The 23540-nt window shown below is 72.9% G+C and carries 17 protein-coding genes; 9 read left to right on the top strand and 8 right to left on the bottom strand.

Annotated elements, in window-relative coordinates; translation table 11 throughout:
* Positions 1-122: 122 nt before the first annotated feature.
* Positions 123-1475 (top strand): MFS transporter, encoded by a 1353-nt coding sequence (locus IG84_RS0118110; protein WP_211266476.1) that lies wholly within the window; start codon positions 123-125, stop codon positions 1473-1475.
* On the opposite strand, the gene IG84_RS0118105 is transcribed toward IG84_RS0118110, so the two are convergent.
* Entirely contained in the window at positions 1456-1995 is a 540-nt protein-coding gene (locus tag IG84_RS0118105; protein ID WP_031058066.1) for a GNAT family N-acetyltransferase, read from the bottom strand. The genes IG84_RS0118110 and IG84_RS0118105 overlap by 20 nt on opposite strands.
* Here IG84_RS0118105 and IG84_RS0118100 point away from each other — a divergent pair.
* Positions 1994-2599, top strand: coding sequence for a helix-turn-helix domain-containing protein (locus IG84_RS0118100; RefSeq protein WP_037800449.1), 606 nt, complete (start codon positions 1994-1996; stop codon positions 2597-2599). The two genes, IG84_RS0118105 and IG84_RS0118100, sit on opposite strands and share 2 nt — an antisense overlap.
* A gap of 71 nt (positions 2600-2670) precedes the next feature.
* Entirely contained in the window at positions 2671-3324 is a 654-nt protein-coding gene (locus IG84_RS0118095) for a GOLPH3/VPS74 family protein (protein WP_031058060.1), read from the top strand.
* A 23-nt stretch (positions 3325-3347) separates the two neighbouring features.
* Here the strand turns inward: IG84_RS0118095 and IG84_RS0118090 are convergent, their stop codons facing one another.
* Positions 3348-4601 carry a benzoate/H(+) symporter BenE family transporter gene (locus IG84_RS0118090; protein ID WP_051861912.1) on the bottom strand — a complete coding sequence of 418 codons (1254 nt, stop codon included), beginning with the start codon at positions 4599-4601 and terminating at the stop codon, positions 3348-3350.
* Between the two features lie 127 nt (positions 4602-4728).
* Between IG84_RS0118090 and IG84_RS0118085 the strand changes: the two genes are divergently transcribed.
* The 3 genes from IG84_RS0118085 (at position 4729) to IG84_RS0118075 (ending at position 7217) form a co-directional block, all read left to right on the top strand.
* Complete coding sequence (locus tag IG84_RS0118085) at positions 4729-5280, top strand: helix-turn-helix domain-containing protein (protein ID WP_031058057.1); 552 nt, start codon at positions 4729-4731, stop codon at positions 5278-5280.
* A 54-nt stretch (positions 5281-5334) separates the two neighbouring features.
* A complete protein-coding gene (locus tag IG84_RS0118080; RefSeq protein WP_031058055.1) occupies positions 5335-5919 on the top strand; it encodes a nucleosidase in 585 nt (194 codons plus the stop codon).
* 176 nt (positions 5920-6095) lie between these two features.
* The gene (locus tag IG84_RS0118075; RefSeq protein ID WP_031058052.1) at positions 6096-7217 is read left to right on the top strand and encodes an NADH:flavin oxidoreductase; all 1122 of its coding nucleotides are present in this window, start codon (positions 6096-6098) and stop codon (positions 7215-7217) included.
* Between the two features lie 32 nt (positions 7218-7249).
* On the opposite strand, the gene IG84_RS0118070 is transcribed toward IG84_RS0118075, so the two are convergent.
* The 4 genes from IG84_RS0118070 to IG84_RS0118055 all read right to left on the bottom strand — a co-directional run bounded on the left by IG84_RS0118070 (position 7250) and on the right by IG84_RS0118055 (position 12036).
* The gene (locus IG84_RS0118070) at positions 7250-8167 is read right to left on the bottom strand and encodes an alpha/beta hydrolase fold domain-containing protein (protein WP_037800447.1); all 918 of its coding nucleotides are present in this window, start codon (positions 8165-8167) and stop codon (positions 7250-7252) included.
* Positions 8168-8268: 101 nt separating this feature from the next.
* Entirely contained in the window at positions 8269-9783 is a 1515-nt protein-coding gene (locus tag IG84_RS0118065; RefSeq protein ID WP_078648965.1) for an APC family permease, read from the bottom strand.
* A 455-nt stretch (positions 9784-10238) separates the two neighbouring features.
* Complete coding sequence (gene pstS / locus IG84_RS0118060; RefSeq protein ID WP_031058044.1) at positions 10239-11396, bottom strand: phosphate ABC transporter substrate-binding protein PstS; 1158 nt, start codon at positions 11394-11396, stop codon at positions 10239-10241.
* Positions 11397-11430: 34 nt separating this feature from the next.
* Positions 11431-12036 carry a flavodoxin family protein gene (locus IG84_RS0118055; protein ID WP_031058041.1) on the bottom strand — a complete coding sequence of 202 codons (606 nt, stop codon included), beginning with the start codon at positions 12034-12036 and terminating at the stop codon, positions 11431-11433.
* 106 nt (positions 12037-12142) lie between these two features.
* Here IG84_RS0118055 and IG84_RS0118050 point away from each other — a divergent pair, with 106 nt between their 5' ends.
* Positions 12143-13603 carry an aldehyde dehydrogenase family protein gene (locus IG84_RS0118050; RefSeq protein ID WP_031058039.1) on the top strand — a complete coding sequence of 487 codons (1461 nt, stop codon included), beginning with the start codon at positions 12143-12145 and terminating at the stop codon, positions 13601-13603.
* A gap of 232 nt (positions 13604-13835) precedes the next feature.
* Complete coding sequence (locus IG84_RS0118045; RefSeq protein WP_051861908.1) at positions 13836-15962, top strand: ATP-binding protein; 2127 nt, start codon at positions 13836-13838, stop codon at positions 15960-15962.
* On the opposite strand, the gene IG84_RS0118040 is transcribed toward IG84_RS0118045, so the two are convergent.
* Positions 15928-17310 carry an MFS transporter gene (locus tag IG84_RS0118040; protein WP_078648962.1) on the bottom strand — a complete coding sequence of 461 codons (1383 nt, stop codon included), beginning with the start codon at positions 17308-17310 and terminating at the stop codon, positions 15928-15930. The two genes, IG84_RS0118045 and IG84_RS0118040, sit on opposite strands and share 35 nt — an antisense overlap.
* A gap of 211 nt (positions 17311-17521) precedes the next feature.
* Between IG84_RS0118040 and mdlC the strand changes: the two genes are divergently transcribed.
* On the top strand, positions 17522-19114 hold the full coding sequence (gene mdlC, locus IG84_RS0118035) for a benzoylformate decarboxylase (protein WP_031058032.1): 1593 nt from the start codon (positions 17522-17524) through the stop codon (positions 19112-19114).
* Here the strand turns inward: mdlC and IG84_RS0118030 are convergent.
* Complete coding sequence (locus tag IG84_RS0118030) at positions 19101-23519, bottom strand: cation-translocating P-type ATPase (RefSeq protein WP_211266475.1); 4419 nt, start codon at positions 23517-23519, stop codon at positions 19101-19103. The genes mdlC and IG84_RS0118030 overlap by 14 nt on opposite strands.
* Between the last annotated feature and the right edge of the window lie 21 nt (positions 23520-23540).

Genomic DNA, 23540 nt, shown 5'->3' with positions numbered 1-23540 from the left:
TGGACCGTTCCGTGCCCCCCTCCCCCGAAACCCCCGACACACCTACCGCTCAAGTAGACAGCAAGGCTGAAGACAAGCAGAGTGCCGCACCGCCTCAGGCCCGGCCCCAGTTGCCGCAGCGCATGGTCGGTCCCATCGCCTTCGGCACGATCCTGCAGCCGCTGAACTCCTCGATGATCGCGGTCGCCCTGGTCGGCATCCAGGCGCACTTCGGCGCCGGCCCCGCCACCGCCTGGCTGGTCTCCGGCCTCTATCTCGCCACCGCCGTGGCGGCGCCCGCCGCCGGGCGGCTGGCCGACACGCTCGGCCCGCGCAAGGTGTCGCTCGCCGGGCTGGCCCTGGTCGCGCTGGCCTCGCTCGCCGCCCCCTTCGCCCCGTCCGTCGGCGCACTGGTCGCCTGCCGCGTCGTCATCGGCATCGGCACCGCCGCGCAGTACCCCTGCGGACTGGCCATGGTCCGCCGCGCCGCCGACCGGATGCGGGCCGACTCGCACAACGCGCTGGCGGCGCTGACCGTGTGTTCCCAGGTCATGGTCGCGCTCGGCCCGACGCTGGGCGGCGTACTGGTCGGCGGCTTCGGCTGGTCCGGCATCTTCTGGGCCAACGTGCCGCTGACGGTGATCGGCGCGATCGCCATCCTGCTGTGGGCCCCCGCCGACCCCGTACGCGAGAGCAGTGCGCTGCGCCGCACCATCTCGGAGCTGGACCTCCCCGGGATGCTGCTCTTCGTGGCGGCCATGGGCCTGCTCATGTACTGGCTGCTGTCGCTCGCGCAGTCGCCGTACTGGTGGGCACTGGGCGGCGCGGTGGTCGCCGCGCTGTGCACGGTGTGGCGCTCACTGCGGGCCCCGGTGCCGTTCCTGGACCTGCGGCTGCTCTCGAACCGCGCGCTGTCCTTCACATACGTACGGACGATCGCGACGTACACCGCGTACTACGGCATCTTCTACGGCCTGCCGCAGTGGCTGGAGGAGTCCCGGGACCTGGGCGCCTCCGGGGCCGGGCTGGTGATGCTGCCGCTGGCCCTGATGGGCATCGTCTCCACGCTCACCGCCACCCGGGTGCAGAAGAGGCGCGGGCCCGGCCCGCTGCTCCTGATCGGTTCGGTGGTGCTCGCGGCGGGCGGGCTGCTGCTGGCCCTGCCCACCGGCTCCTCCCCGGTATGGCTGCTGGTCCTGCTGTGCCTGGTGCTCGGCATCCCCAACGGCTACAACTCGATGGCCAACCAGAACGCCGTCTACCAGGCCGCGCCGGCCGCCCAGGCGGGTGCGGCGGGCGGGCTGTACCGCACCGCGCAGTACGTCGGCGCCAACCTCGCCTCCGCGATGCTCGCCCTGCTCATCGGCAGCCACTCCACCGACGGCGGCCTGCACCGCACCGGCCTCGCCATCGCCGCGATCAGCGGCTGCCTCGCCGTCGCCGCAGTGGGTGGACTGCGCCGCGGCCGAGGGGTGGTCACAGGGCGAGGCGCATGATCGTCAGGTCCAGCCACCGGCCGAACTTGATGCCGACCTCGCGCACGGTGCCGACGTCCTGAAAGCCGAACCGTTCGTGCAGGCGGATCGAGGCGGCGTTGCCCGACTCGATGTCGGCGATCATGACGTGGTAGCCGGCCGCCCGCGCGGAGGTGATGAGCACGTCCAGGAGCGCGGAGCCGACGCCCAGTCCATGGCGGTCGGTACGGACGTAGACGGAGTTCTCCGCCGAGTGCCGGAAGCCCTCCAGCGTCCGCCAGGGCGCGTAGACCCCGAAGCCGACGATCTCCCCCGCGTGCTCGGCGACGAATGCCGCGCCCTTGTCCAGGAAGGCGGCGAGCCAGGCGGCGCCCTCGGCGGGCGTCTGGAGCGTGTCCGTCCACAATGCGGTCGAGTTCTCGATCGCATCGTTGCGAATGGCGAGAATGGCGTCCAGGTCACCGGACCGCGCCGGGCGCACCGTCGCCGCTTCCGCCAACGCGACCGCCGCTCCCTGCCCCTTCTCATATATTGGATCCATGTCCAATATGGTAGATCCTCTGGTGACCCGCATCGGGGCACGGGTACGTGCCGAGCGGGAGCGGCGCCGGTGGACCCTGGCGCAGCTGGCCGATGCCTCCGGCGTCTCCCGCGCCATGGTCCATCGGATCGAGCGCGGCGAGAGCAGCCCGACCGCCGTCGTCCTCGGCAAGCTGTCCGGCGCGTTCCGCATCAGCGTCTCGTCGCTGCTCGCGATGGCGGAGGGCGCCGCGGACGGCGGGGACAGCGAGGACGCCGGGAACAGTAAGGACGCCGGGCTCGTGGACGCCGCCGCGGAGTGGCGGGACCCCGCCACCGGGTACCGCCGCCGCCAGATCTCCGGTCCGCGATTCCCCGCGGAGATCGCCGAGATCCGGCTGCCCGCTGGTGCGCACGTACCGTATCCGGCCGCGGCGTTCGCCTTCATGCAGCAGATCGTCTGGGTACTGGAGGGCCGGCTCACCTTCCACGAGGACGACGAGACGCACGAGCTGGCAGCGGGCGACACGATCGAACTCGGCGCCCCGGCCCCACGCGCCTTCGCCAACAACACCGCGGAAGAGTGCCGTTACGCCGTCATCCTCGTCCGCTCCGAGGCACCCTGACGCCCCCTGACCACCGTGACCGTCGCAACCGCCGTCGCAACCGTGATCACCAGGACCGCGTCCTTTCCTCCATGACGACGCCTCCCGCCACCGAGCTGACGATGACCGAAGAACTGCTGCTCCTCGGCCTGCACCCCGAGCGCTCCAGGTTCCGCGTCCAGCGCCGTTACCTCCGCTACGGCCTGGCGGCCGCGGTACTGGCCGAGCTCGAGGGATACGGCAGCGTGGCCGAGGAGCGGGGCAGAATCGTCGTCCCGCGCCCGGTGCCCACGGGCCGGCCCTTGCTCGACCAGTTCCTCGACGACCTCACCGCCGGTTCCCTCGGCTCCGCGGGGAAGGGCAAGGGCGAGCACCTTCAGCGGTGGCTCCGCCGGAACGGGGAGCGTGCGGAGCGGCTCGCCGTGGACGCCCTCGTCGCCCGCGGCGCGATCCGGCTGGACGAGCGGCGCGCCCTCGGCCTCTTCCCGTACCGGCGCTACCCCGTCCGCGATCACCGGTTGCACGGCCAGGTGCTCGCTTCCTTCCACGCCGCACTGAAGCGCGGCGTTCCCGACCGCCGCTCGCGCGTCCTCGTGGGGCTCGCTCTGGCGACGGATGTGGCCACTCGTCTCGGCGTTCCCTGGCGGGTGCGCCGTGAACTGAAACCGCTCGTCCGCGAACAGTGGTACGCGCAGGCGGTGCACAAGCAGGTCAACTCGGACAAGGCCGCGAGCAACGGGGGCTGAGCGCACACAGGCAGGCGTGGTGTTCAGGTACGGGTGCTGAGCCGGTGCGGGCGGGTGGTGGAGGAGGTGTCGGGGGCGGGGTCGTCCGGCTTCCGCCGCTTGCGTCCCGCCGAGAGGATCACGCTGGTGAGGGCGCCTGCCAGCAGGCCCCAGAAGGCCGAGCCGATGCCGAGGAGGGTCACGCCGGAGGCCGTGGCGAGGAAGGTGACCACGGCCGCTTCGCGGGACGCGGTGTCGGACAGTGCGGTGGCCAGCGAGCTGGTGACGGTGGCGAGCAGGCCGATGCCGGCGATGCCGAGGACGAGGGCGTGCGGCATCGCGTCGAGCAGGGACGCCACCGTCGCGCCGAGGACGCCGACACACAGGTAGAAGATCCCGGCCCAGACGGCGGCGACGTAGCGTTTGCGGCGGTCGGGGTGGGCCTCCTCGCTGGTGCAGATGGCCGCGGTGATCGCCGCGAGGTTGAGGCCGTACGCGCCGAACGGTGCCAGCAGCAGGTTCGCGGCGCCGGTCCAGGTCATCAGGGGCGAGACCGGTACGTCGTAGCCCGCGCCCCGGAGCACCGCGACGCCGGGGAGGTTCTGGGAGGCCATGGTGACCACGAACAGCGGAACGCCGACGCTGATCAGGACCTTCCAGTCGAAGTCCGGAGTGACGAAGACCGGCGTGGCCACGGAGAGCCGCACCCGCTCCGCGTGCCAGCCTCCGGTGAACACCGTGGCGACGATGCCGGCGGCGAGGGCGAGCAGTACGGCGTAGCGGGGCAGCAGCCGGCGGCCGAGCAGGTACGCCACGAACATCGGGAAGGCCACAGCGAAGCTGCTGTGCATGGTGGTGAAGAGGCCGGTACCGAACTGGAGCAGGACCCCCGCGAGCAGTGCGGCCGCCATGGGGACGGGGATGCGGCTCATGGCGCGGGCGAACCAGCCCGTCACCCCGCTGGCGAGGATGAGCAGCGCGGAGAACAGGAAGGCGCCCACGGCCCGGTCCATCGGCACGCCGCTCAGGCTCGTGGTCAGGAGGGCCGCGCCCGGCGTCGACCAGGCGATGACCACGGGCGCCCGGTAGCGCACGGACAGGCCGATGCCGGTGCAGGCCATGCCCACGCTGAGGGCGAGCATCCAGGAGGAGATCTCGCGGGAGTCCGCGCCGGCCGCCTTGGCGGCGGTGAAGATGAGGGCGGCCGAGCTGGTGACGCCCACGGTCACCGCGATCAGTCCGGCGACGACCGCGGAGGGCGGGGCGGCGGCGCGTATTCGAGCCAGCATCAGGGACATCGTTTCCAGAGTTCTGTTCGGTCTGTGGAACTTGTTCTGTTTATGGAACGTTCTGTTTGCGGAACAGTAGAGAGTAGGCTGGTCGCTCGTCAACGACCTTCTGGAGACGGGAACGGAAGCGCGCGGCATGGGCCTGAACGACGAGGTGGGGCGCCGGCTCCGGGAGCTCCGCCAGCAGCAACGCCTGTCCCTGTCCGAACTGGCCCGGCGCTCGGGCGTGGGCAAGGGCACGCTCTCGGAGCTGGAGGGCGGACAGCGCAACCCCACGCTGGAGACGCTGTACGCGCTGACCACCGCGCTCAACAGTCCGCTCAGCGCGGTACTCAGCGACCACCCACGGCATGCTTTCGAGGCGCGGGCCGAAGGGGTCTCGGGCAGCGCCGTCACCGCGGTGCTCATCGAGCGCTTCGAGGAGCCGCCGGCCGTCACCGACATCTTCCGCATCCGCATCGCCGCGGGCAGCGTCCAGGAGTCGGCCGCGCACATCGCGGACACCTCGGAGAGCCTGATGGTGCTGGCGGGCACGGCCGTGGTGGGCGACCCGGCGGAACTCCAGACGGCGGGCCCGGGCGAGTACGCCCACTGGCGCGCCGACTCCCCGCACGTCTACAGCGCGCCGCACGGCGAGGACGTGCACGGGATTCTGTTCGTGCGGTATCCCCAGGCGGCGACGGACTGACGCCCCCGCTGACCCGGCAGCCGGCGCCGAAACGGGTGAGGTTAGCGTGACGGCATGGAACTCATCGGAGAGATCACTGCCGACCGGCCGCTGCTCGTGGTCGCCGTCAAGGAAGAGGCGCAGTTCCTCGGCGCCGGCTTCCCGGTCCTGCTGACGGGCATCGGCAAGGTCAACGCGGCGACCGCGCTCGCCACCGTACTGGCGCGCGGCCCCCGCCCCTCCGGCATCGTCAACCTGGGCACCGCGGGCGCGCTGCGTCCGGGCCTGCGCGGTACCCATGTGATCGGCTCGGTCATCCAGCACGACCTGGACAGCGCGGCACTGGCCGCGCTGACGGGTGAGATCTACGGCGCGCCGCTGGACCTGGCGGACGAGGGCGGGCCGGTACTGGCGACCGGTGACTCCTTCATCGCCGACGACGCGGCCCGCGACCGTCTGGCGGCGCACGCCGCGCTGGTGGACATGGAGGGGTACGCGGTCGTGGCCGCCGCGCAGCAGGCCGGCGTGCCGGTGCGCCTCGTCAAGCACGTCAGCGACGAGGCGGGCGACGACGCGGCCAGGACGTGGCAGGAGTCGGTGGCGGCGTGCGGCCGCGAGCTCGCCGCTTGGGCGGCGGAGCACCTCACCGTCGGCTCCTGAGCGCCTGCCCCGCGGGCGTGCACGGCAGCCCCTGCCCTGTAGGTGTACACAGCACACTGTGGCGCAGGCGACAGTGAAATGCGGATGACCATGCTGGTGGCGGGCGTTGCGTACAGGCGGAACGCCCGCCTTCCGGCGGCGTTCTCCCTCGTATGACGACTTGAGGAGAACCACACGTGACCTCCAGCGACCCTGCCGCCCGCGCGGCCCAGGTGCTCTCCCGCCCCTTCTCCCTGGGCGGGCTGACCGTGCCCAACCGCATCGCCATGGCGCCGATGACCCGCGAGTTCTCGCCGGGCGGTGTCCCGGGCGCCGATGTCGCGGAGTACTACGCGCGCCGTGCCGCGGGCGGCGTCGGCCTGATCATCACCGAGGGGACGTACGTCGATCACCCGGCCGCCGGCACCAGCGGCGCCGTCCCCCGCTTCCACGGCGAGGACGCGCTCGGCGGCTGGCAGAAGGTCGTCGAAGCGGTGCACGCGGCGGGCGGCACGATCATGCCGCAGCTCTGGCACGTGGGCATGGCCCGGGAAGCCGGCGCGCCGCCCTTCCCGGATGCCCCGCCGTCCGGCCCGTCCGGCCTCGGTCTGGACGGCACGCCGTCCGGGCACGCCATGACGCAGCAGGACCTCGACGACGTCATCGCGGCGTTCGCGGACGCGGCCCGTGCGGCCGAGCGCATCGGCTTCGACGGGATCGAGCTGCACGGCGCGCACGGTTACCTCATCGACCAGTTCCTGTGGTCGGGCACCAACCAGCGCACCGACGCGTACGGCGGCGACCCCGTGGCCCGTACCCGCTTCGCCGCCGAGATCGCGGCGGCCTGCCGCGCGGCGGTCTCCCCCGACTTCCCGATCCTCTTCCGGACGTCCCAGTGGAAGATGGGCAACTACGAGGCCCGCCTCGCCGACACCCCGGAGGAGCTGGACGCGATCGTGGCGCCGCTCACCGCCGCCGGCGTGAGCTCCTTCCACTGCTCGACGCGCCGCTACTGGCTGCCGGAGTTCGAGGACTCGGACCTGAACCTGGCCGGGTGGGTCAAGAAGCTCTCCGGGCTCCCGACCGTCACCGTCGGCTCGGTCGGCCTCGACAACGAGTTCATCCAGGCGTTCCAGGGCAAGCAGGCCGGTGTGGCCGGCATCGACCGGCTGCTGGACCGGATGGAGCGCGACGAGTTCGACCTGGTCGCCGTGGGCCGTGCGCTGCTCGGCGACCCGGAGTGGGCCGCGAAGATCTTCGAGGGCCGCACCGACGAGCTCGTACCGTTCGACGCCTCGATGCTGCGCACGCTGAGCTGAGCGTCCCGCTTCCCACTCGCCCCGCCTTCTCCCTACTTGGCGAGCGGTGAGAAGGCGGGGCCGGGCAGCGAGGCGAACAGGTGGCTGCGGGCCTGATGGGCCTCGGAGGTGGGCCACAGCGGATAGACGTGGATCTGGCCCGGCGCCTCGTTGAAGTCCACGTCGACGCCCTCGGCCGTCGCCAGGTCGCGGAAGCGGCGGGCATCGGCGGTGAGGATGTCACGGGTGCCGGCGAACACTGTCGTGCGCGGCAGACCGGCCAGGCTGCCGCGCACCGGGCTCACCCAGGGATGGGCGAGGTCCAGCTCGCCGGCCCACAGCGAGCCGCAGTAGCGCAGCGCCTCCACGCCCAGCATGGGGTCGTGCGGCTGCAGGTCCGCGATGTTCGGATTGTCCAGTACGGCGTCGAGCCAGGGCGAGATCAGCACCAGCTCGGCCGGCGGGGTGCCGCCGGTGTCCCGCAGCCGCTGTGCCAGCGTCACGGACAGTCCGCCGCCGGCCGAGTCGCCCATGAACACCGTGGGCAGCGTGCCGTCCGCGGTGAGCCGGCCCGCCAGTGCGGTGAGGTCCGGGACGACGGTGGACGCCGTACCGCGCGGCGCCAGGGGGTGGACCGGTACGACCACGCGTGCCGCACCACTGGTCGCCAGCTTCTCGATCAGGTTCCAGTGGTTGTCGCCGACCTCCTCGATGTAGGCACCGCCATGGAGGTACAGGACCTGGACCTGTGCGTCGCCGTCCCGCGGGACGACCTCGTAACAGGGCCATCCGTGGCGGAAGTGGGCCGTCACCCGGCAGTGCCGGTCCAGCCGCTTGGGCGGCCCGAACGCGGCGGGCCGCCGCTGCTGCCGCTCGACCTTCCGACGCACCTCGACCGGGTCGCGGTACCCCATCCGGTGTCCCAGCGCCGACGCGACGAGCAACAGGACTCGGCTGCTCAAGCTGGGCACGGCGCCACCTCCTCGTCCACGACTGCAGTACACACAGACGCGTTCCACGCAGTCGCGATCGAAAACGGAGGAGGTGGCGACCGTCAGCGGGTCGGCAACCGTCAGCGGGTCTCGGCGGTCGCCCGGGCGGGGATGCCGGCCGACTCGGCGTCGACCTCGATCTCAGCCTCTGCGTCGGCGTCGGCGTCCGGCAGCAGCGTGTCCTCCGGCAGCGTCACCAGCCAGTGGGTGTCCTGGCGGGGGCGGAGGTAGCCGGCCCAGTAGACGGTGGCCACGGCCACGATGCCGCCGGTCCACAGCAGGTACTGCATCTCCTGCTGGCTGAGGATGTAGACGAGGACCACGATCAGCAGCAGCGGAACCGCGGGCCACAGCGGCATCCGCCAGGCGGCCATCTTCTTGTGGGCGCCGCGCCGGGCCGCCAGTGCCGCGATGGCGACGAGCAGGTACATGCCGGAGACGGAGACACCGGTCACGCCGTAGAGCGTGTCGAGGTTGACGAAGCACAGGGCCGCGCCGGGGAGGCCGACGACCAGGGTCGCCACCCACGGAGAGCCGAAGCGGCCGAGGCGGGAGAGCCCCTCGTTGACCGGCCGGGGCCATGCCTTGTCGCGGGCGGAGGCGAACAGCACGCGGGAATTCTGGATGACCATGACAATTCCGGCGTTGATGATGGCCAGCGCGACACAGAGGCTGACGAAGGTACCGACTGCCGAATTACTCCAGGCCGTGACCATGGTGCCGATGTCACCCGAGGTCAGGGCTTCGAGGCTGGGGGCGCCGAGGGTGATCGCGATGACCGGGACGAGGATGACGGCGGTGGAGATCGCCAGCGTGGCCAGCACGGTACGGGCGACGTTGCGACGCGGGTCCTCCAGCTCCTCGGAGAGGTAGACCGCGGTGGAGAAGCCCTGGGTGACGAAGAGGGCGATGGCCAGGCCGGAGACGATGAGCAGGGCGGTGACCGGGCCGGGGGTGCCGGTGGGGCCGGCGACGGTGCCGTGCAGGAGGGCGGCGCCGCCGCGCTCGGTGTGCGCGAAGCCCAGTACCGCCACGACGCCCGCGGCGACAACTTCGAGGACCAGGAAGATGCCGGTGATCCAGGCGTTGGCGCGCAGGTCCAGCAGGCCGGCGAGGGTGGCCAGGAGCATCACAGCGGCGCCGGCGATCGGGGCCGGTATGTGGACCACGGGGGCGAGGTAGTCCGCGGTGCCCATGGCGATCACGGGCGGCACGATCATGACAACCAACAGGGAGAGGACGAACACCAGCCAGCCGGCCAGCCGTCCGGTCAGCGTGGAGACCATGGCGTACTCGCCGCCGGCGCTCGGGATCAGAGTGCCCAGCTCCGAGTAGCAGAACGCCACCGCGATGCAGAGGAGGGAACCGATCGCGATGGTCAGGGCGGTGAAGGTCCCGAGGTCGGCGAAGAGGTCGGGCACCACGACGAAGAGCGTGGAGGCGGGCGTGACGCAGGACAGGGTCAGCAGGGTGCCGCCGACGACGCCGATCGAGCGCTTCAGCGTCTTCGGGCTGTCCTGGCCCGGGGCGTCGGCGGCGTCGGTGGTCACCGCGGTGCGGTCACCGGTGGGTGGCTGGCTGAGGATGTCGGTCATGGAGCGGTTCCGATCGACTGGGTGTGACACGTGATGGCGGGAGCGTTATCGCCTCCGTAGACGGCTGGGTCGTGCTTCCGAGCTGACCGGCGGTTGCCCGTGCGATGGTGGGGCGGCCGGTGAGCTTGATCTGCTCCCGGCGCATATAGAAGCCCGACGAGATCCGGAGCGTCAAGGCGTCCATGGGTACGGAATTCGTCGCCGGACGGGTCAACAGATGCCGTTTTCCGCAGCATCGACACGAGGGTCAGCCTTCAGCTGTCGGTACCACGGTCACGCAAGGACCTTGGAAAGGGAGACACAGAAAGCCGCCGCGCCTGTGATGCACAGGACAACGGCGGCTTTTGCCAGGGAGTGCGCGACTGCCGACTGCGGACCACGGGAACCGCAGAGCGGACGCCCCAAGGAATTCCGCAGGTCAGGCGTGTTTCACACGGACAACCATGACGGGCGGGTCAGGAGATGCTGTTGATCTTGCTGCGTACCTTGTCCATGACCTTGGCGGGGAGGGTGGCGTAGCCCTGGAAGGAGAGGTCCTGCTGGCCCTGCATGCCGGCGGCGTAGAGAAGGAATGACTTGGTGGCCGGCCAGGTCTTCGCCTTGTTGCCCTTGTCGCAGACGATCTCGTACGTGACCATGCCGATCGGGTACGCGCCGGCAATCTTGGGCCGGTAGTCGAGGTCGAGAACCAGGTCGCCGTCCGAGCCGGCGATCTTCGCGCCGGACAGCGCCTTAGAGGCGTTGACGACGGTGGGCTCGACCGGGGCCGCGGCGCCGGTGTCGAGCGAGGCCGTGGGGAGGGTCTTGCCGATCGCGTGGGCGAGCTCGACGTAGCCGATGGCGCCCTCGGTCTGCTTCACCTTGCCGGCCAGCTCGGCGGAACCGGTGGCCGAGTCACCGCCCTTGGCAGGCCACTTCTGGTCGTGCGGGTGCGGCCAGGCGTCCGGGGTGGCGGCGTGCAGATACGAGGTGAAGTTGTCGGTCGTGCCGGAGTCGTCGGAGCGGTGGACCGCCTTGATGGCGGTCGCGGGCAGGTCGGCCTTGGGGTTCGGCTTCGCGATCGCCGGATCGTTCCACTTGGTGATCTTGCCGTCGAAGATCCGGGCGATGGTGGGGGCGTCCAGTACCAGCTTCTTGACGCCCGGCAGGTTGTAGGCGAGGGCGATCGGGCCGCCGAGCATGGGCAGGTGGACGGCGCGGCCGCCGTCCGCACACGCCTTGGCCCCGTCCCGCTGTGACTTCTGCAGCGCGGAGTCGGAACCGGCGAAGGCGGTACGGCCCGCCAGGAAGTCCTTCTGACCGGCGCCGGAGCCGGACCCCTCGTACTGGATCCGGGTGCCGTCGCAGGCTTTCTGGTAGTTCCTGATCCAGAACCGCATGGCGTTCTGCTGCGCGGTCGAGCCGGAGGCCCGCAGCGTGGCCGCCTTGCCGCACTTCACCGCGCCGCCCGGGGCCGCGCTGCCGGAGCCGGAAGCGGACGCGGACGTCGCGCTGGATGATCCGCCGGACTCCGGGGAATCGTCCGAGCCGCAGGACGCGAGGGCCAGTACGCCCGAAAGTGCCGCCAGGGCGGTGGCCAGGGCGCGCGGGCCCCGGGGACGCTGTGATGTCACGGTCGACTACTCCTTGAGCTTCGGGGTCAGGGGGTCAGGACGGGGGTGCGGGCAGGGGGTGCGCGGCGAGGGCGCGGGCCGTGTGGGTGAGCTGGGAGGCCATGGCACGGGCGGTGGAGGCGGACCAGTCGTGGCCCCGGTCCTCGTCGAGGTAGTCCGGGCCCGGCCCTGGACCCAGGTGCCAGTACGTCCAGCTCTGGCCGGGGATCGTGTAGCCGATGTCGACCAGGGCGCCGTTGAGCTCGCTGATGACGTGGTGCGCGCCGTCCTCGTTGCCGGTGACGACGACGCCGGCCACACGGTTGAAGGCGACCGGGCGCCCCTGGTCGTCGGTCTCGCTCAGCATCGCGTCCATGCGCTCCAGTACGCGCTGCGCCACGGAGGACGGCCTGCCCAGCCAGGTGGGTGAGGCGAGGATCAGGATCTCGGCGGCCAGGATCTTCTCGTGCACCGCGGGCCAGTCGTCGCCCTCGCCCATATCGGTCTGCACACCCGGGAGGAGGTTCAGGTCGACGGCCCGGACGGTCCGCGCGGTGACGCCGTGGGTGTCCAGGGCCCTGACGACGACGCCGGCGAGGGCCTCGGTGTTCGACGGCTGCGGAGAGGGTTTGAGGGTGCAGTTGATGACGAGGGCACGCATGGGACTTCTGTACCCGGGCGTGGCGCAGGTCCGCGGAGAACGGCGGGGGCTTCACCCGCACGGCACCCCATACGGCTCCTCAGAGTGCCCTGGCATCATTGACCGCATGGCCACCACGCGCGAACTCTTCATCGGCGGCAAGGACGTGCCCGCCGCCTCCGGACGTACGACCGAGGACATCAGCCCGTTCACCGGTGAGGTGTACGCGACCGTCGCCGCCGGCGGGCCGGAGGACATCACGCGGGCCGTGGACGCCGCGGACGCGGCCTTCCCCGCGTGGGCCGCGCTCGCCCCGTTCGCCCGCCGGGCCATCTTCCTCAAGGCCGCCGACCTGCTCGACGCCAAGGGTGAGCAGGCCGTCGAGCTGATGGCGCAGGAGGTCGGCGGTACGGCGCCGTGGGCGCACTTCAACGTCGCGCTCGCCGCGAACGTGCTGCGCGAGGCGGCCGCCGCGATCACCGCGCCGCGCGGCGAGGTGCTCAGCACGCAGGAGAGCGGCGCGCTGGGCATGGCGGTACGCGAACCGCTGGGTGTCGTCGGGGCGTTCGCGCCGTGGAACGCGCCGCTGATCCTCGGAGTGCGTGCCGTCGCCGCGCCGCTCGCCGCGGGCAACACCGTCGTGGTCAAGCCGAGCGAGGACGCGCCGCTGGCCTGCGGGCTGTTCGTCGCCGACGTGCTGCGCGAGGCGGGGCTCCCGGACGGCGTACTGAACGTGGTCACCAACGCCCCCGAGGACGCGGCCGTCGTCGCCGAGACGCTGATCGCCGACGCGCGCGTACGGGCCGTCAACTTCACCGGCTCGACCGGGGTCGGCCGGATCATCGGCACCCACGCGGCGAAGCACCTCAAGCCCGCCGTGCTGGAGCTGGGCGGCAAGAACGCGATCCTCGTGCTGGACGACGCGGACGTGGACTACGCGGTCGACGCGGTCACCTTCGGCGTGTTCATGAACGCGGGTCAGATCTGCATGTCCGGCGACCGGATCCTCGTGCACGAGAGCCTCGCGGAGGAGTTCACGCGGAAGTTCACCGCGAAGGTCGCGACGCTGCCGGCCGGTGACCCGCGCGAGCCGGGCACCGTCGTCGGGCCGCTGGTCAGCCCGGCGGCCGCGGAGCGCGTCGCGGCGCTGGTGCAGGACGCGGTGGACAAGGGCGCCACGGTACTGGCCGGGGGCGGGGCGCCGGAGGGCGCGGTGCACCCGGCGACCGTGCTGACCGGCGTCACCAAGGAGATGGAGCTCTACTACGGCGAGGCGTTCGGCCCGGTCTGCGTCATCGAGACGTTCGCCGACGACGACGCGGCCATCGCCCTGGCCAATGACACGGAGAACGGCCTGACCTGCGGCGTCCTCACCGAGAACGCCACGCACGGGCTGGCCGTCGCGCGCCGTGTCCGTACCGGCATCGTGCACGTCAACGACCAGTCCGTGGGCGACGAGCCGCAGGCACCGTTCGGCGGCATCAAGGACTCCGGTTACGGACGGTTCGGCGGCCGCTGGGGCATCGAGGCATTCTCCAGCACCCGCTGGCTGACGGTCGCGACACAGCAGGCGCACTACCCGTTCTGAGCCCTGCCAACGAACTTCCGCCTGGAGATTCGCACGACACTGACTCGTCGGACCGGCGCTTCCGTATCGCGTGCGGCAGCGGCCGTCATCCGGTCTGCCGCGCTCGTTTGCGATCAGCGCTGCGGCGGTTTCTGGCATTTGATGGACAACGGTTACCCAGCGTGGCGTGTTGGGACAGGCTGCCTCCCGATGCACGCCGTGGTTGCGTGGGGCCGAGCCGAGGAGGGCAGTCGTGGCGGCGGAGGAGCGGCGGGTGGGGAATCTGCCCCGGCCGCGGACGGGGACGGTCGATCGTGGGGCGGAGCTGGCGGAGATTGAGCGGCTGTTCGAGGGGTCCTCGCGCGAGGGGCCCGCACGGCTGGTGACGCTGACCGGAGTCGGCGGGGTGGGGAAGACCCGGGTGGCGCTGAATGCCGCCACCGCACTCCAGTCCCGCTTCCGTGACGGGGCGTGGCTGGTGGAGCTCTCGCCGCTGCGGCAGGGCGATCTGCTGGCGCACGCCATCGCCGAGGCCCTGCCGCTGGCCGATCAGACCACCCGCCCGATGATCGACGTGCTGGCGGAGTACCTGGCCGAGCGGGAGCTGCTGCTGGTGCTGGACACCTGCGAGCACCTGACCGATGCCTGCGCGTTCGCCGCCGAGGCGCTGCTGAGGGCGGCGCCCGGCCTGCGGGTCCTGGCCACCAGCCGCCGCACCCTGAACGTCGTGGGCGAACGGATTCTGTCCATCGAGCCGTTGCCGGTGCCCGAGGCCGACGACGCGCGGGCGGGCACGGCGGACGCGGTGGCCCTGCTGACGATGCGCGCCACGGAGGCGGTGCCCGGTTTCACGGTCACCGATGCCGACCGCGCGGAGCTGGTACGGCTGTGCCGGCGGCTGGACGGGCTGCCCCTGGCGATCGAACTGGCCGCGGCCCGCCTGCGCGATCTGCCGGTACGGGAACTGACCGCACGGCTGGACGACCGCTTCGCCGTCCTGGGCGACACCGACGGCATTGCCCGCGACGCCGAACCTCCCTGGCACCAGGCCCTGCGCACCGCGATTGGCTGGAGCCACCAGCTGTGCACGCCTGCCGAACGGCTGCTGTGGGCGCGGCTGTCGGTCTTCGCCGGCAGCTTCGACGCCGAGACGGCCCGGCAGGTCTGCGCCGACGACCACCTCCCGGCCCAGCAGATCCCTGCCGTCCTGGGCACGCTGACGGAGAAATCGATCCTGATCTGGCAGCCCACCGGGGGCGGAGAGCGCTACCGGATGCTGGACACCATCCGCGAGTACGGGGCCCACTGGCTGCGCGGTCTTGGCGAGGAGGACACGCTGCGCCGCCGTCACCGGGACCACTACCTGGCCCTGGCCCGCTGGGGCGATGCCGCCTGGATCGGACCCGACCAGTTCGCCTGGTACGACCGGATGACCGCCGAGCACGACAACCTCCGCGCCGCGCTGGAGTACAGCCTGACCGAGCCCGAGGGCCACATCGCGCTGGAGATGACGGTGGCGCTGTGGTTCTTCTGGTACAGCTGCGGGTTCCTTAGGGAGGGCCGGCACTACCTGGACCAGGCCCTGGCCGCCGACACCACCCCCTCCCCGGCCCGGGTGAAGGCCCTGTACGTCTGCGGTCAAGTGGTGCTCCACCTGGGCGATCTGCCCGCCCTCGAGGCACGGGCCGCCGAGTGCACCGCTCTGGCGGCGCACTTCGGCGACGCGGAGCGGCGTTACGCGGCCGCCACCGAGCTGCGGGCGTTGGCGCTGCGTGGCGACCTGGCGCAGACGGTGTCCCAGGCCGAGGTCCTGCTCGCCACGGACTGGCGCGAGAAACCACTCACCCTGCTCCCCCTGGCGGCCCTGGTCCTCCTCACCCACTCGCTCGTCGCATCGAGCCGCTTCGAGGAAGCCGTCGCCTGGCTGGACGAGCTGAGCGCTGCCTGCGACCGCAACGGCGAGCGCAGCATGCGCGCCTGGGGCGACTTCGTCCGCGCCCAGGCCGAGCTGGCGCTGGGCCGGTTCCAGGAGGCCGACGCGCACGCCCGGGCCGCGCTGCTGGTCAAACACCGGCTGCGGGACGGCGTGGGCACCGGCATGGCCCTGGAAGCACTGGCCCGCGCCGCCACCGCCACGGGCCGGGGCCAGGACGCCGCGTGGCTGCTCGGTCTGGCCGCGCAGCTGTGGGAGACACTCGGTCGGCCACAGGCGGGTGTCCCCGCCGTGGTGGCCGCCCACCAAGTCTGCGAACGACAGACCCGCGAAGCCCTCGGGGCGGACGCCTACCAGCGCGCCTTCGACGCGGGCTGCACCATCGACCTGAACACCGGCATCGCCCACACCCTCAACCCCGCCGCTGTGCCGCCTCTCCTCCAGTAGCAGCGGTCTGACGTGCCGTCACCCCCGGCGCGCCCCTGCGGCGCGCCAGGGGGACGAGGGCGATGGCGGCTGCGCCGAGGAGGCCGGCCAGGGCGAAGGCGGTGAAGCCCATGGTCTGGCTGCCGGTGGCGGCGAGGACGCCGATCAGCCAGGGGCCGAAGGCGGCGCCCATCCGGCCGACGCCGGTGACCATGCCGAGCCCGGCGGCGCGTTCGCTGTCGCGGTAGACGGTGCCGGTGACGGCGTAGACCATGACCTGGGCGCTGAAGAGTACGACGCCGGTGAGGGCGATGACGGCGTAGGTGACGCCGAGCGGCAGGTGCGACTTGAGGAGCAGCGCGCCGGCCGCGGTGAGGGCGAACCAGAGCGCGGAGATCTTTGCCGGGCCGAAGCGGTCGGCGGCGCGGCCCGCGACGAACATGCCGACGATCCCGCCCGCATTGATGACCATCAGGAAGGTCACCGACGAGCTGAGGCCGTAGCCGGAAGCGCGCATCATCTGCGGCAGCCAGGTGGAGATGCCGTACACCAGCACCAGGCCGCAGAAGGAGGCCAGCCAGAGCAGGAGGGTGGCCCAGCGGGACTCCGGGTGGAAGAGCGCGCGGACGGCGGCGAGGCGGCCCTTGGCGCCGGCGGCCGGGGCCTGGACGGGGGTGGGCCGGGGCAGGCCGTACCGGTCGGCGACGGCGTCGGCCCGGGTGCGGTCGCCGCGCGCGAGGAGCACGCCGGGCGACTCGGGGAGGTACTTCAGGAGCAGCGGTACGGCGATGAGGGCGGGCAGCACGCCCGCCCAGAACACGGCGCGCCAGCCCGCTGCGGGCGCCAGGCCGAGCCCGATACCGGTCGCCGCCATGCCGCCCGCGTGGTACGAGGACATCAGCAGGCCGGTGGTGAGCGCGGCCCGGCCGGGCGGCGCGAACTCCAGCACCATGGCGAGGGCCAGCGGGGTGAGGCCGCCGAGGCCGATGCCGGCGAGGAACCGGCCGGCGCCGAAGAGCGTCGGATCGCCGGCGAGGGCGCAGACCGCGGAGCCGAGGGAGAAGAGGACGACGCTGGCGACGAGGGTGGGGCGGCGGCCGAGCCAGTCGGTGACGTTACCGGCGGCGAGCGCGCCGAAGAACATGCCGAAGGCGGTCCAGCTCCCGATCGAGCCGGCGCTCGCGGGGGTGAGTCCGAGGCCGGGGTCGTCGAGCATGTGCGGCATGACGGCGCCGTAGATGTTGACGTCCATGCCGTCGAAGAAGACGGCCAGCCAGCACAGGGCCAGGACCGGGAAGACCGTGCGGAAGGTGTGGTGCGGGCGGTCGGCGGTCGGGCGGCCTGGCCCGGTCGTGCCGGAGGAAGTCATGGTGTCCCTGGAATCTGTGCGGCGGATCGACACATCGGCTCTTGTTTCATCGTCGTTCGCCTGGTGAACTCTCATTCACCGAGCGAGTGGCATGAGTGTCGGGCCGCACCCGGCGGCTGTCAATGGCTGTGCGTGAGTCAGTGGATCTGTACCCGTGCGCCGTGCCGCTCCTACCGTGAGGCCCATCATCGGCGCGGGAAGAGGAGAATCGATGGCCACCGTGAGGGACGCGACGTACGAGCTGCTCCGGGCGCACGGCCTGACGACGGTCTTCGGCAATCCGGGCTCGAACGAGCTGCCGTTCCTCGCCGGGCTGCCGGGTGACTTCCGATACGTCCTCGGGCTGCACGAGGGGGCGGTGCTGGCGATGGCCGACGGGTACGCGCAGGCCCGCGGCGGCGCCGCGTTCGTGAATCTGCACGCGGCCGCCGGCACCGGCAATGCGATGGGCATGCTCGCCAACTCCGTGTACGCGCACAGCCCCTTGGTCATCACCGCGGGCCAGCAGGTGCGATCCACGGTCGGCCAGGAAGTCATGCTGGCGAACGTGGACGCGCCCGCGCTGCCGAAGCCGCTGGTCAAGTGGGCCTGCGAGCCCGCCTGTGCGGCGGACGTGCCGCGCGCGCTCAGCCAGGCGGTCCATCTGGCGAATCTGCCGGCCAAGGGGCCGGTGTATGTGTCGGTGCCGTACGACGACTGGGCGCAGGAAGCGCCGGAGGGTGTCCGGCACCTGACGATGCGTCGGACGGCCGCGGCCGGCTCACTGAGCGGGGCGCAGCTCGACGAGCTGGTGGCGGCCCTGGACGAGGCCGAGAACCCGGTGCTGGTGCTGGGCCCCGAGGCCGACGCCGAGGAGGCCAATGTCGACGCGGTACGGCTGGCGGAGAAGCTGAGCGCGCCGGTGTGGATCGCGCCCTCGGCGTCCCGCTGCCCGTTCCCCACCCGGCACCCCGCCTTCCGCGGGGTGCTGCCCGCCGCCGTACAGGGCGTGAGCGACGCGCTGGCCGGGCACGATGTGATCCTGGTGGCCGGGGCTCCGGTGTTCCGGTACCACCAGTTCGTGCCCGGCGCGTATCTGCCCGAGGGCGCGCGGCTGATCCACCTCACCAGTAACCCGGGCGAGGCCGCGCGGGCGCCGATGGGCGAGGCGCTGGTCGGCGGGGTGCGGGACGCGCTGGCGCGGGTGGCGGACGCGGTGACCGGCGGGCGGCGCCCGGCTCTGCCGCCACTGCCGGGCTTCCGGACCCCGCCCGCTGCCGCGTCCGGCGACCGGCTGCATCCGGAGGAGCTGTTCGCGCTGCTGCGCAGGAACGCGCCCCAGGACGCGGTGTACGTGAAGGAGTCCACCTCGACGACCGGCGCGTTCTGGGCGCAGCTGGATCTGTCACTGCCGGGCAGTTACTTCTTCCCGGCCTCCGGCGGACTGGGCTTCGGCCTGCCGGCCGCCGTCGGCGCGCAACTGGCGCACACCGAGCGGCAGGTGATCGGGCTGATCGGCGACGGGTCGGCGAACTACGGCATCACGGCGCTGTGGACGGCCGCCCGGTACGGCATCCCGGTGATCATCGTGATCCTCAACAACGGTACGTACGGTGCGCTGCGCTGGTTCTCCAAGGTGCTGGACTCCGGGGAGACGCCGGGCATGGACGTGCCCGGCATCGACTTCGTCCAGCTCGCCGGGGGTTACGGGGTCGCGGCGAGCGCCGTGCGGACCGGCGAGGACTTCGTGCGCGCCCTGAAGGACGCGCTCGGCAGCGGCCGGCCCGCCGTCATCGAGGTGGCGACCGAACTCACGGAGCCGTAACCGTAGCCGTAGCCGGGACCTGTTCTCCCTTCTTCCGGGTCGCCAGCGCCTCCATGCGGGTGATCAGCGGCGGGAGGAAGGGCGAGCCCGCCGTCGCCGCGCCGGCCGCGCCCAGGGCGATCGTCCAGGCGACCGGCCCGAGCGGGGTGCACCCGAAGAAGTGGCTGAGGCCCGGGGTCTGGACGACGGCCGCGAGGGCCGCCATCGAGCCGACGGCGGAGGCCACGACGGACCGGTCCCGGCCGCCGATCAGCAGGGTCTGGCCGAGCTGGGATGCGACCAGCGCGGCGAGCGCGACCGTACGGGCACGGGCCGGGCGGCCGGTGAGGCGCGCGGCGAGCCAGCCGGCGGCGGCGCCGGCCGCCGTGGCGAGCGCCCGCTGCGCGGTCTCGTCGGTCAGCGCGGCGCCCAGCGACGCCTCCGGCCCCTCGCGGAGCAGCCGGTCGGCGGCGTCGGGATGCGGCCGGCGGACGGCGAGCGCGATGGCCGGGAGCAGGTCGGTGAAGAGGTTGACCAGCAGGAGTTGACGGGCCGTCAGAGGCGAGGTGCCGGAGACGGTGGCGCCGAGGACGGTGAAGGCGATCTCGCCGAGGTTGCCGCCGACCAGCATGGCCAGCGCCTCGCGCACCGAGGCCCACATGGCCCGGCCCTCGATGAGCACGGCGAGGATGGTCTCCAGCCGGTCGTCGGTGACCACCAGGTCAGCGGCCGCGCGCGCCGCGGGGGTGCCCCGGCCGCCGAGCGCGATGCCGACATCGGCGATCCGGATGGCCGGCGCGTCATTCGCGCCGTCGCCGGTCATGGCGACCGTACGGCCCAGCCGCTGGAACGCCTGGACGACGCGTACTTTGTGCACCGGCGTGGAGCGGGCGACGACGCCGACGTTCGGCAGTGCCCTGTCCAGTGCCGCGTCGTCCATCCCGTCCAGTTCGGCGCCGGTGATGACGCGGCGGCCGTCGATGACACCGAGTTCCTTGGCGATGGACTCGGCGGTCTGCGGGTGGTCGCCGGTGATCATGACGATGTGCACGCCGGCGTCGGCGAGTTCCTGCACGGAGCCCGCAGCGGTGCCGCGTACCTGGTCGGAGAAGGCGAGGAAGCCGAGGAAGCCGAGCTTGCCGACGGTCTCGTCGGCGAGTTTGCCCTCGGTGGTCGGGTCCTTGAGCGTGCGGCGTTCGGCGACCGCGAGGACACGGTGTCCCTCGGCGGCCAGCTTCTCGCCCTCGGCGAGGATCTCCTCGCGGTCGGCGCGGTCCAACTGCCGCCCCTCCTGGGTGGTGCAGCGCTGGATCACCTCCTCCGGCGCGCCCTTGACCGACAGCACCCACTCCTGGCCGCTGCGGCCGACCGCGGCGTGGAAGCCGCGGCTGGGCTCGAACGGCAGATACGCGGTGCGCTTCCAGCCGGGGGCCGAGCGGGTGCGGTGCACACCCGCCTCCTCGGCGCCGCTGACCACGGCGCTGTCGGTGACGTGCGCGAACGGCTGCTTGCGGCGCCGGCGCGGGGTGGCTCGCAGCCCGGCGGCCAGTACGTCCTCATGTGCGGGCGTGAGGCGTTCCAGTGCCAGGTTGCGGCCGTCCGCCGAGACGGCGCTGAGCGCTATCTGCCCGTGGGTGAGGGTGCCGGTCTTGTCGAAACAGAGCACGTCGGTGCGGCCGACCGCCTCGATGGTCCGGGGGTCGCGGACGAGTACGCCCTGTGCCGACAGCCGCCGCGCCGCGGCGAGTTGGGCGGCGGAGACCAGGAAGGGCAGCCCTTCGGGGACGCTGGCCACGGCGAGGCCGACGCCCGCGCCGACCGTCTCCCGAGCGGGGCGGCCGCGCAGCAGGCCGACGGTCATCAGGGTGGCGGCCGCGCCGAGCGCCACCGGCAGCGTGGTGCGGGTGATCTGCGCGAGGCGGCGCTCCACGCCGACCGGGGCCGCCGCGCCCCGCCCGGCCTGCGCGCCGCGGCCCGCTTCGGTGGCGGCGCCGGTCGCGACGACCACGGCGCGCGCCCGGCCGGCCGCCACGGTGGTCCCCTCGTACGCCATGGACGTACGGTCGGCCACGTCCGAGGCGAGCACGGGCGCGACGTCCTTGGCCACCGGCAGCGACTCGCCGGTCAGCGCCGACTCGTCGGCCTCCAGGCCGCGGGCGGTGAGCAGCCGGCAGTCGGCCGGTACGACATCGCCGGCGGCCAGCGCGACGACATCGCCCGCGACGAGCTCTTCGGAGGGGAGCCGGCGCTCCTCGCCGTCGCGCAGCGCGAGGGCCATGACGGCCGAGCGGCGGTGCAGGTCGGCCACGGCGCGGTCGGCCAAGTACCGCTGGACGCCGCCGATGCAGCCGGAGAGCAGGGTGACGCCGACGATGATGTACGCGTCGAGCAGCGCGCCGACCCCGGCCGACAGGGCGGCGCCGCCGAGGAGCACCGGGGTGAGCGGGTTGGCGGTCTCGGTGGCGACCGCCCGGACCAGCGAGGGCTGTTGCACGTGCTCCCACGCCGTCCTGGTGCGGCTGCGGGCCTGACGGGTACTCAGGCCATCCTCGGTGCCGTCGGTCAGGTCCAGTACCGTTTCCGGGGTCATGGCGTGCCAGGGCTGACGCGCCCTGATCGGGGTGCCGCTGGTGCGCAGCGCCTGCGCGGCCGCCCATACGCCCTGTGCCATGCCGAGCGCGGCCGCCGCGTTGACGGCGAGCAGGCTGCGCGCGGCGAGGCCGCGCCTGCGCCGGCCGGCCAGCGTCGCCACCGCGCCGACCACGGCCGCCGCCTGGGCCAGCCGTACGCCGCGCTGCGAGACGGGCCGGGCGGCGCCGCACGCCGCGACCAGCACCGCCGCCTGCGCGAGATCGGCGCCCAGGTACAGGTCGGCGCCCCACGGAAGTACGCCGTCCCGGCCGGTGACGCCCGCGCCGACATCCGCGGCGGCGAGCGCGGCCCGGTCCCGGGAGATCAGCAGCACGCCCCTGCCGTCGCGTTGCGCATCGCGGACGGCGGCGGCCAGCCGGTCGCCGCCCGGCACCGTGCCGTGCGCGTCGGAGAGGGCGACGTGGTCCGCGTGTGCGCCCGCCGCCAGGACGGTGAGCCCGGGCCGGCGGCCCGCGGTGACCAACCCCTCGGCGATCTCGTGGAGTTCGGGCACCACGGCGGCCAGCGCGCGTGTCCGTCCCTCGTGGGTCAGCGCCAGTACGTGCTGGGCGCCGGCGCCGCGCAGCCGGGCCGCCGCGTCCGCCTCCTCCCCGCTCCCCGGCTCCCCCAGCGGCGCCAGCGACCAGCCGTCGTCCTCGTGCGCCGCCGTGGGGTGCCGTCCGTCGAAGAGCCGGTACGCGGTCGCGGCGAGGTCGCCGGTGGAGCGCTCCGGGTCCAGCGGGGCCAGGTCGGCCAGCAGATGGCCGCCGGTCAGCAGGGCGTCGGTGTCCAGTACGACGGTGCCGACGCGGTCCAGCCGGCGCAGCGCACCGGGGTCGGCGACGAGGGTGCCGCGCAGGGACAGGCCGCGGCCCAGGATGGCGGCGAACGCCTCGCGGGCCGCCCAGGGCGGTTTGGGCACGGTCGCCAGGGCCGCGCTCGCCGCGGGTGCCGGCCTGCGGGTGACGGCGAGGGTGCCGGCGAAGACGGTACCGGCCACCCATCCGGCCCGGCGCGCGTACCGCTCGACCGGGCCCTCGCGCAGCGGCACCTCGCGCGGCGTGCCGGGTGCCGCGGCGGCGCGGGCGTGCTCCTCGGTCCCGGCGACGCGCGGTGCCGCGGCTTCCCAGGTGTCGCGGTGGGCTGCGGTCTCGGCCAGCCGCAGGGTGTGCCGGACGGCGTCCACGGCGAGCCCGGGGAGACCGCCGGCGCCCGCCTGGGCGAGCGCGCTCAGGCCGGCCAGCGCCACGTCCACGTTGGCGGCGCCCAGCACGGCCGTCGCCCTGCGGCGCAGCGCCGGCTGGGTGTCGACGATGGTGACCAGGGCGGAGAGCGCGACCGGCAGCGGGGTGCGCCGGGAGAGCTGGGCGGCGGTGGCGACCGGGGCGGCCGCCGCGTGCAGCGCGAGGGAGAGCGCGGCGCGCCTGATGTCGCTCGGCGCGAGGGGGTGTTCGGGCAGCGGGCCGGTCAGCCCGTGCTCCTCCTCCACCGCCTCGACCGCTTCGGTCAGCGCCTGCGCCGTCTCGAGAAGCTCCGTGGAGCCTTCCAGGGCGACCACCACGTGCCCGAGCACGGCGTTGGCCGCTGCCCACCGTACGGCGGGCAGCTCGGCGAGCCGCCGCTCGACAGCAGCTGTCACCGCCGCTGCCGTCGCCTCCTCGGCGTCCCGTAGTCCGCGCACCGCGATGTGCGCGTGTTCGCCGACGATGCGTGTACGTGGTCGCGCCTGCGAGCCCAGTGCGCTCGCCGCGGTCCGCACCACCGTGTGCACGATGCCGATCCCCGGAACATTCACCGTCCGCCACCCGCCTCCCGG

Source organism: Streptomyces ochraceiscleroticus (genome assembly GCF_000720485.1).
GTDB classification, from domain to species: domain Bacteria; phylum Actinomycetota; class Actinomycetes; order Streptomycetales; family Streptomycetaceae; genus Streptomyces; species Streptomyces ochraceiscleroticus.
The sequence above is the reverse complement of the archived record's forward strand: the minus strand, read 5'-3'. Positions and strand labels throughout refer to the sequence as shown.

Bases quoted from the DNA above. Each gene is read 5' to 3' on its own strand.
- IG84_RS0118110 (WP_211266476.1), top strand. From the start codon at position 123: ATGGTCGGTCCCATCGCCTTCGGCACGATCCTGCAGCCGCTGAACTCC.
- IG84_RS0118100 (WP_037800449.1), top strand. From the start codon at position 1,994: ATGTCCAATATGGTAGATCCTCTGGTGACCCGCATCGGGGCACGGGTA.
- IG84_RS0118105 (WP_031058066.1), bottom strand. From the start codon at position 1,995: ATGGATCCAATATATGAGAAGGGGCAGGGAGCGGCGGTCGCGTTGGCG.
- IG84_RS0118095 (WP_031058060.1), top strand. From the start codon at position 2,671: ATGACGACGCCTCCCGCCACCGAGCTGACGATGACCGAAGAACTGCTG.
- IG84_RS0118090 (WP_051861912.1), bottom strand. From the start codon at position 4,601: ATGTCCCTGATGCTGGCTCGAATACGCGCCGCCGCCCCGCCCTCCGCG.
- IG84_RS0118085 (WP_031058057.1), top strand. From the start codon at position 4,729: ATGGGCCTGAACGACGAGGTGGGGCGCCGGCTCCGGGAGCTCCGCCAG.
- IG84_RS0118080 (WP_031058055.1), top strand. From the start codon at position 5,335: ATGGAACTCATCGGAGAGATCACTGCCGACCGGCCGCTGCTCGTGGTC.
- IG84_RS0118065 (WP_078648965.1), bottom strand. From the start codon at position 9,783: ATGACCGACATCCTCAGCCAGCCACCCACCGGTGACCGCACCGCGGTG.
- IG84_RS0118055 (WP_031058041.1), bottom strand. From the start codon at position 12,036: ATGCGTGCCCTCGTCATCAACTGCACCCTCAAACCCTCTCCGCAGCCG.
- IG84_RS0118050 (WP_031058039.1), top strand. From the start codon at position 12,143: ATGGCCACCACGCGCGAACTCTTCATCGGCGGCAAGGACGTGCCCGCC.
- IG84_RS0118040 (WP_078648962.1), bottom strand. From the start codon at position 17,310: ATGACTTCCTCCGGCACGACCGGGCCAGGCCGCCCGACCGCCGACCGC.
- mdlC (WP_031058032.1), top strand. From the start codon at position 17,522: ATGGCCACCGTGAGGGACGCGACGTACGAGCTGCTCCGGGCGCACGGC.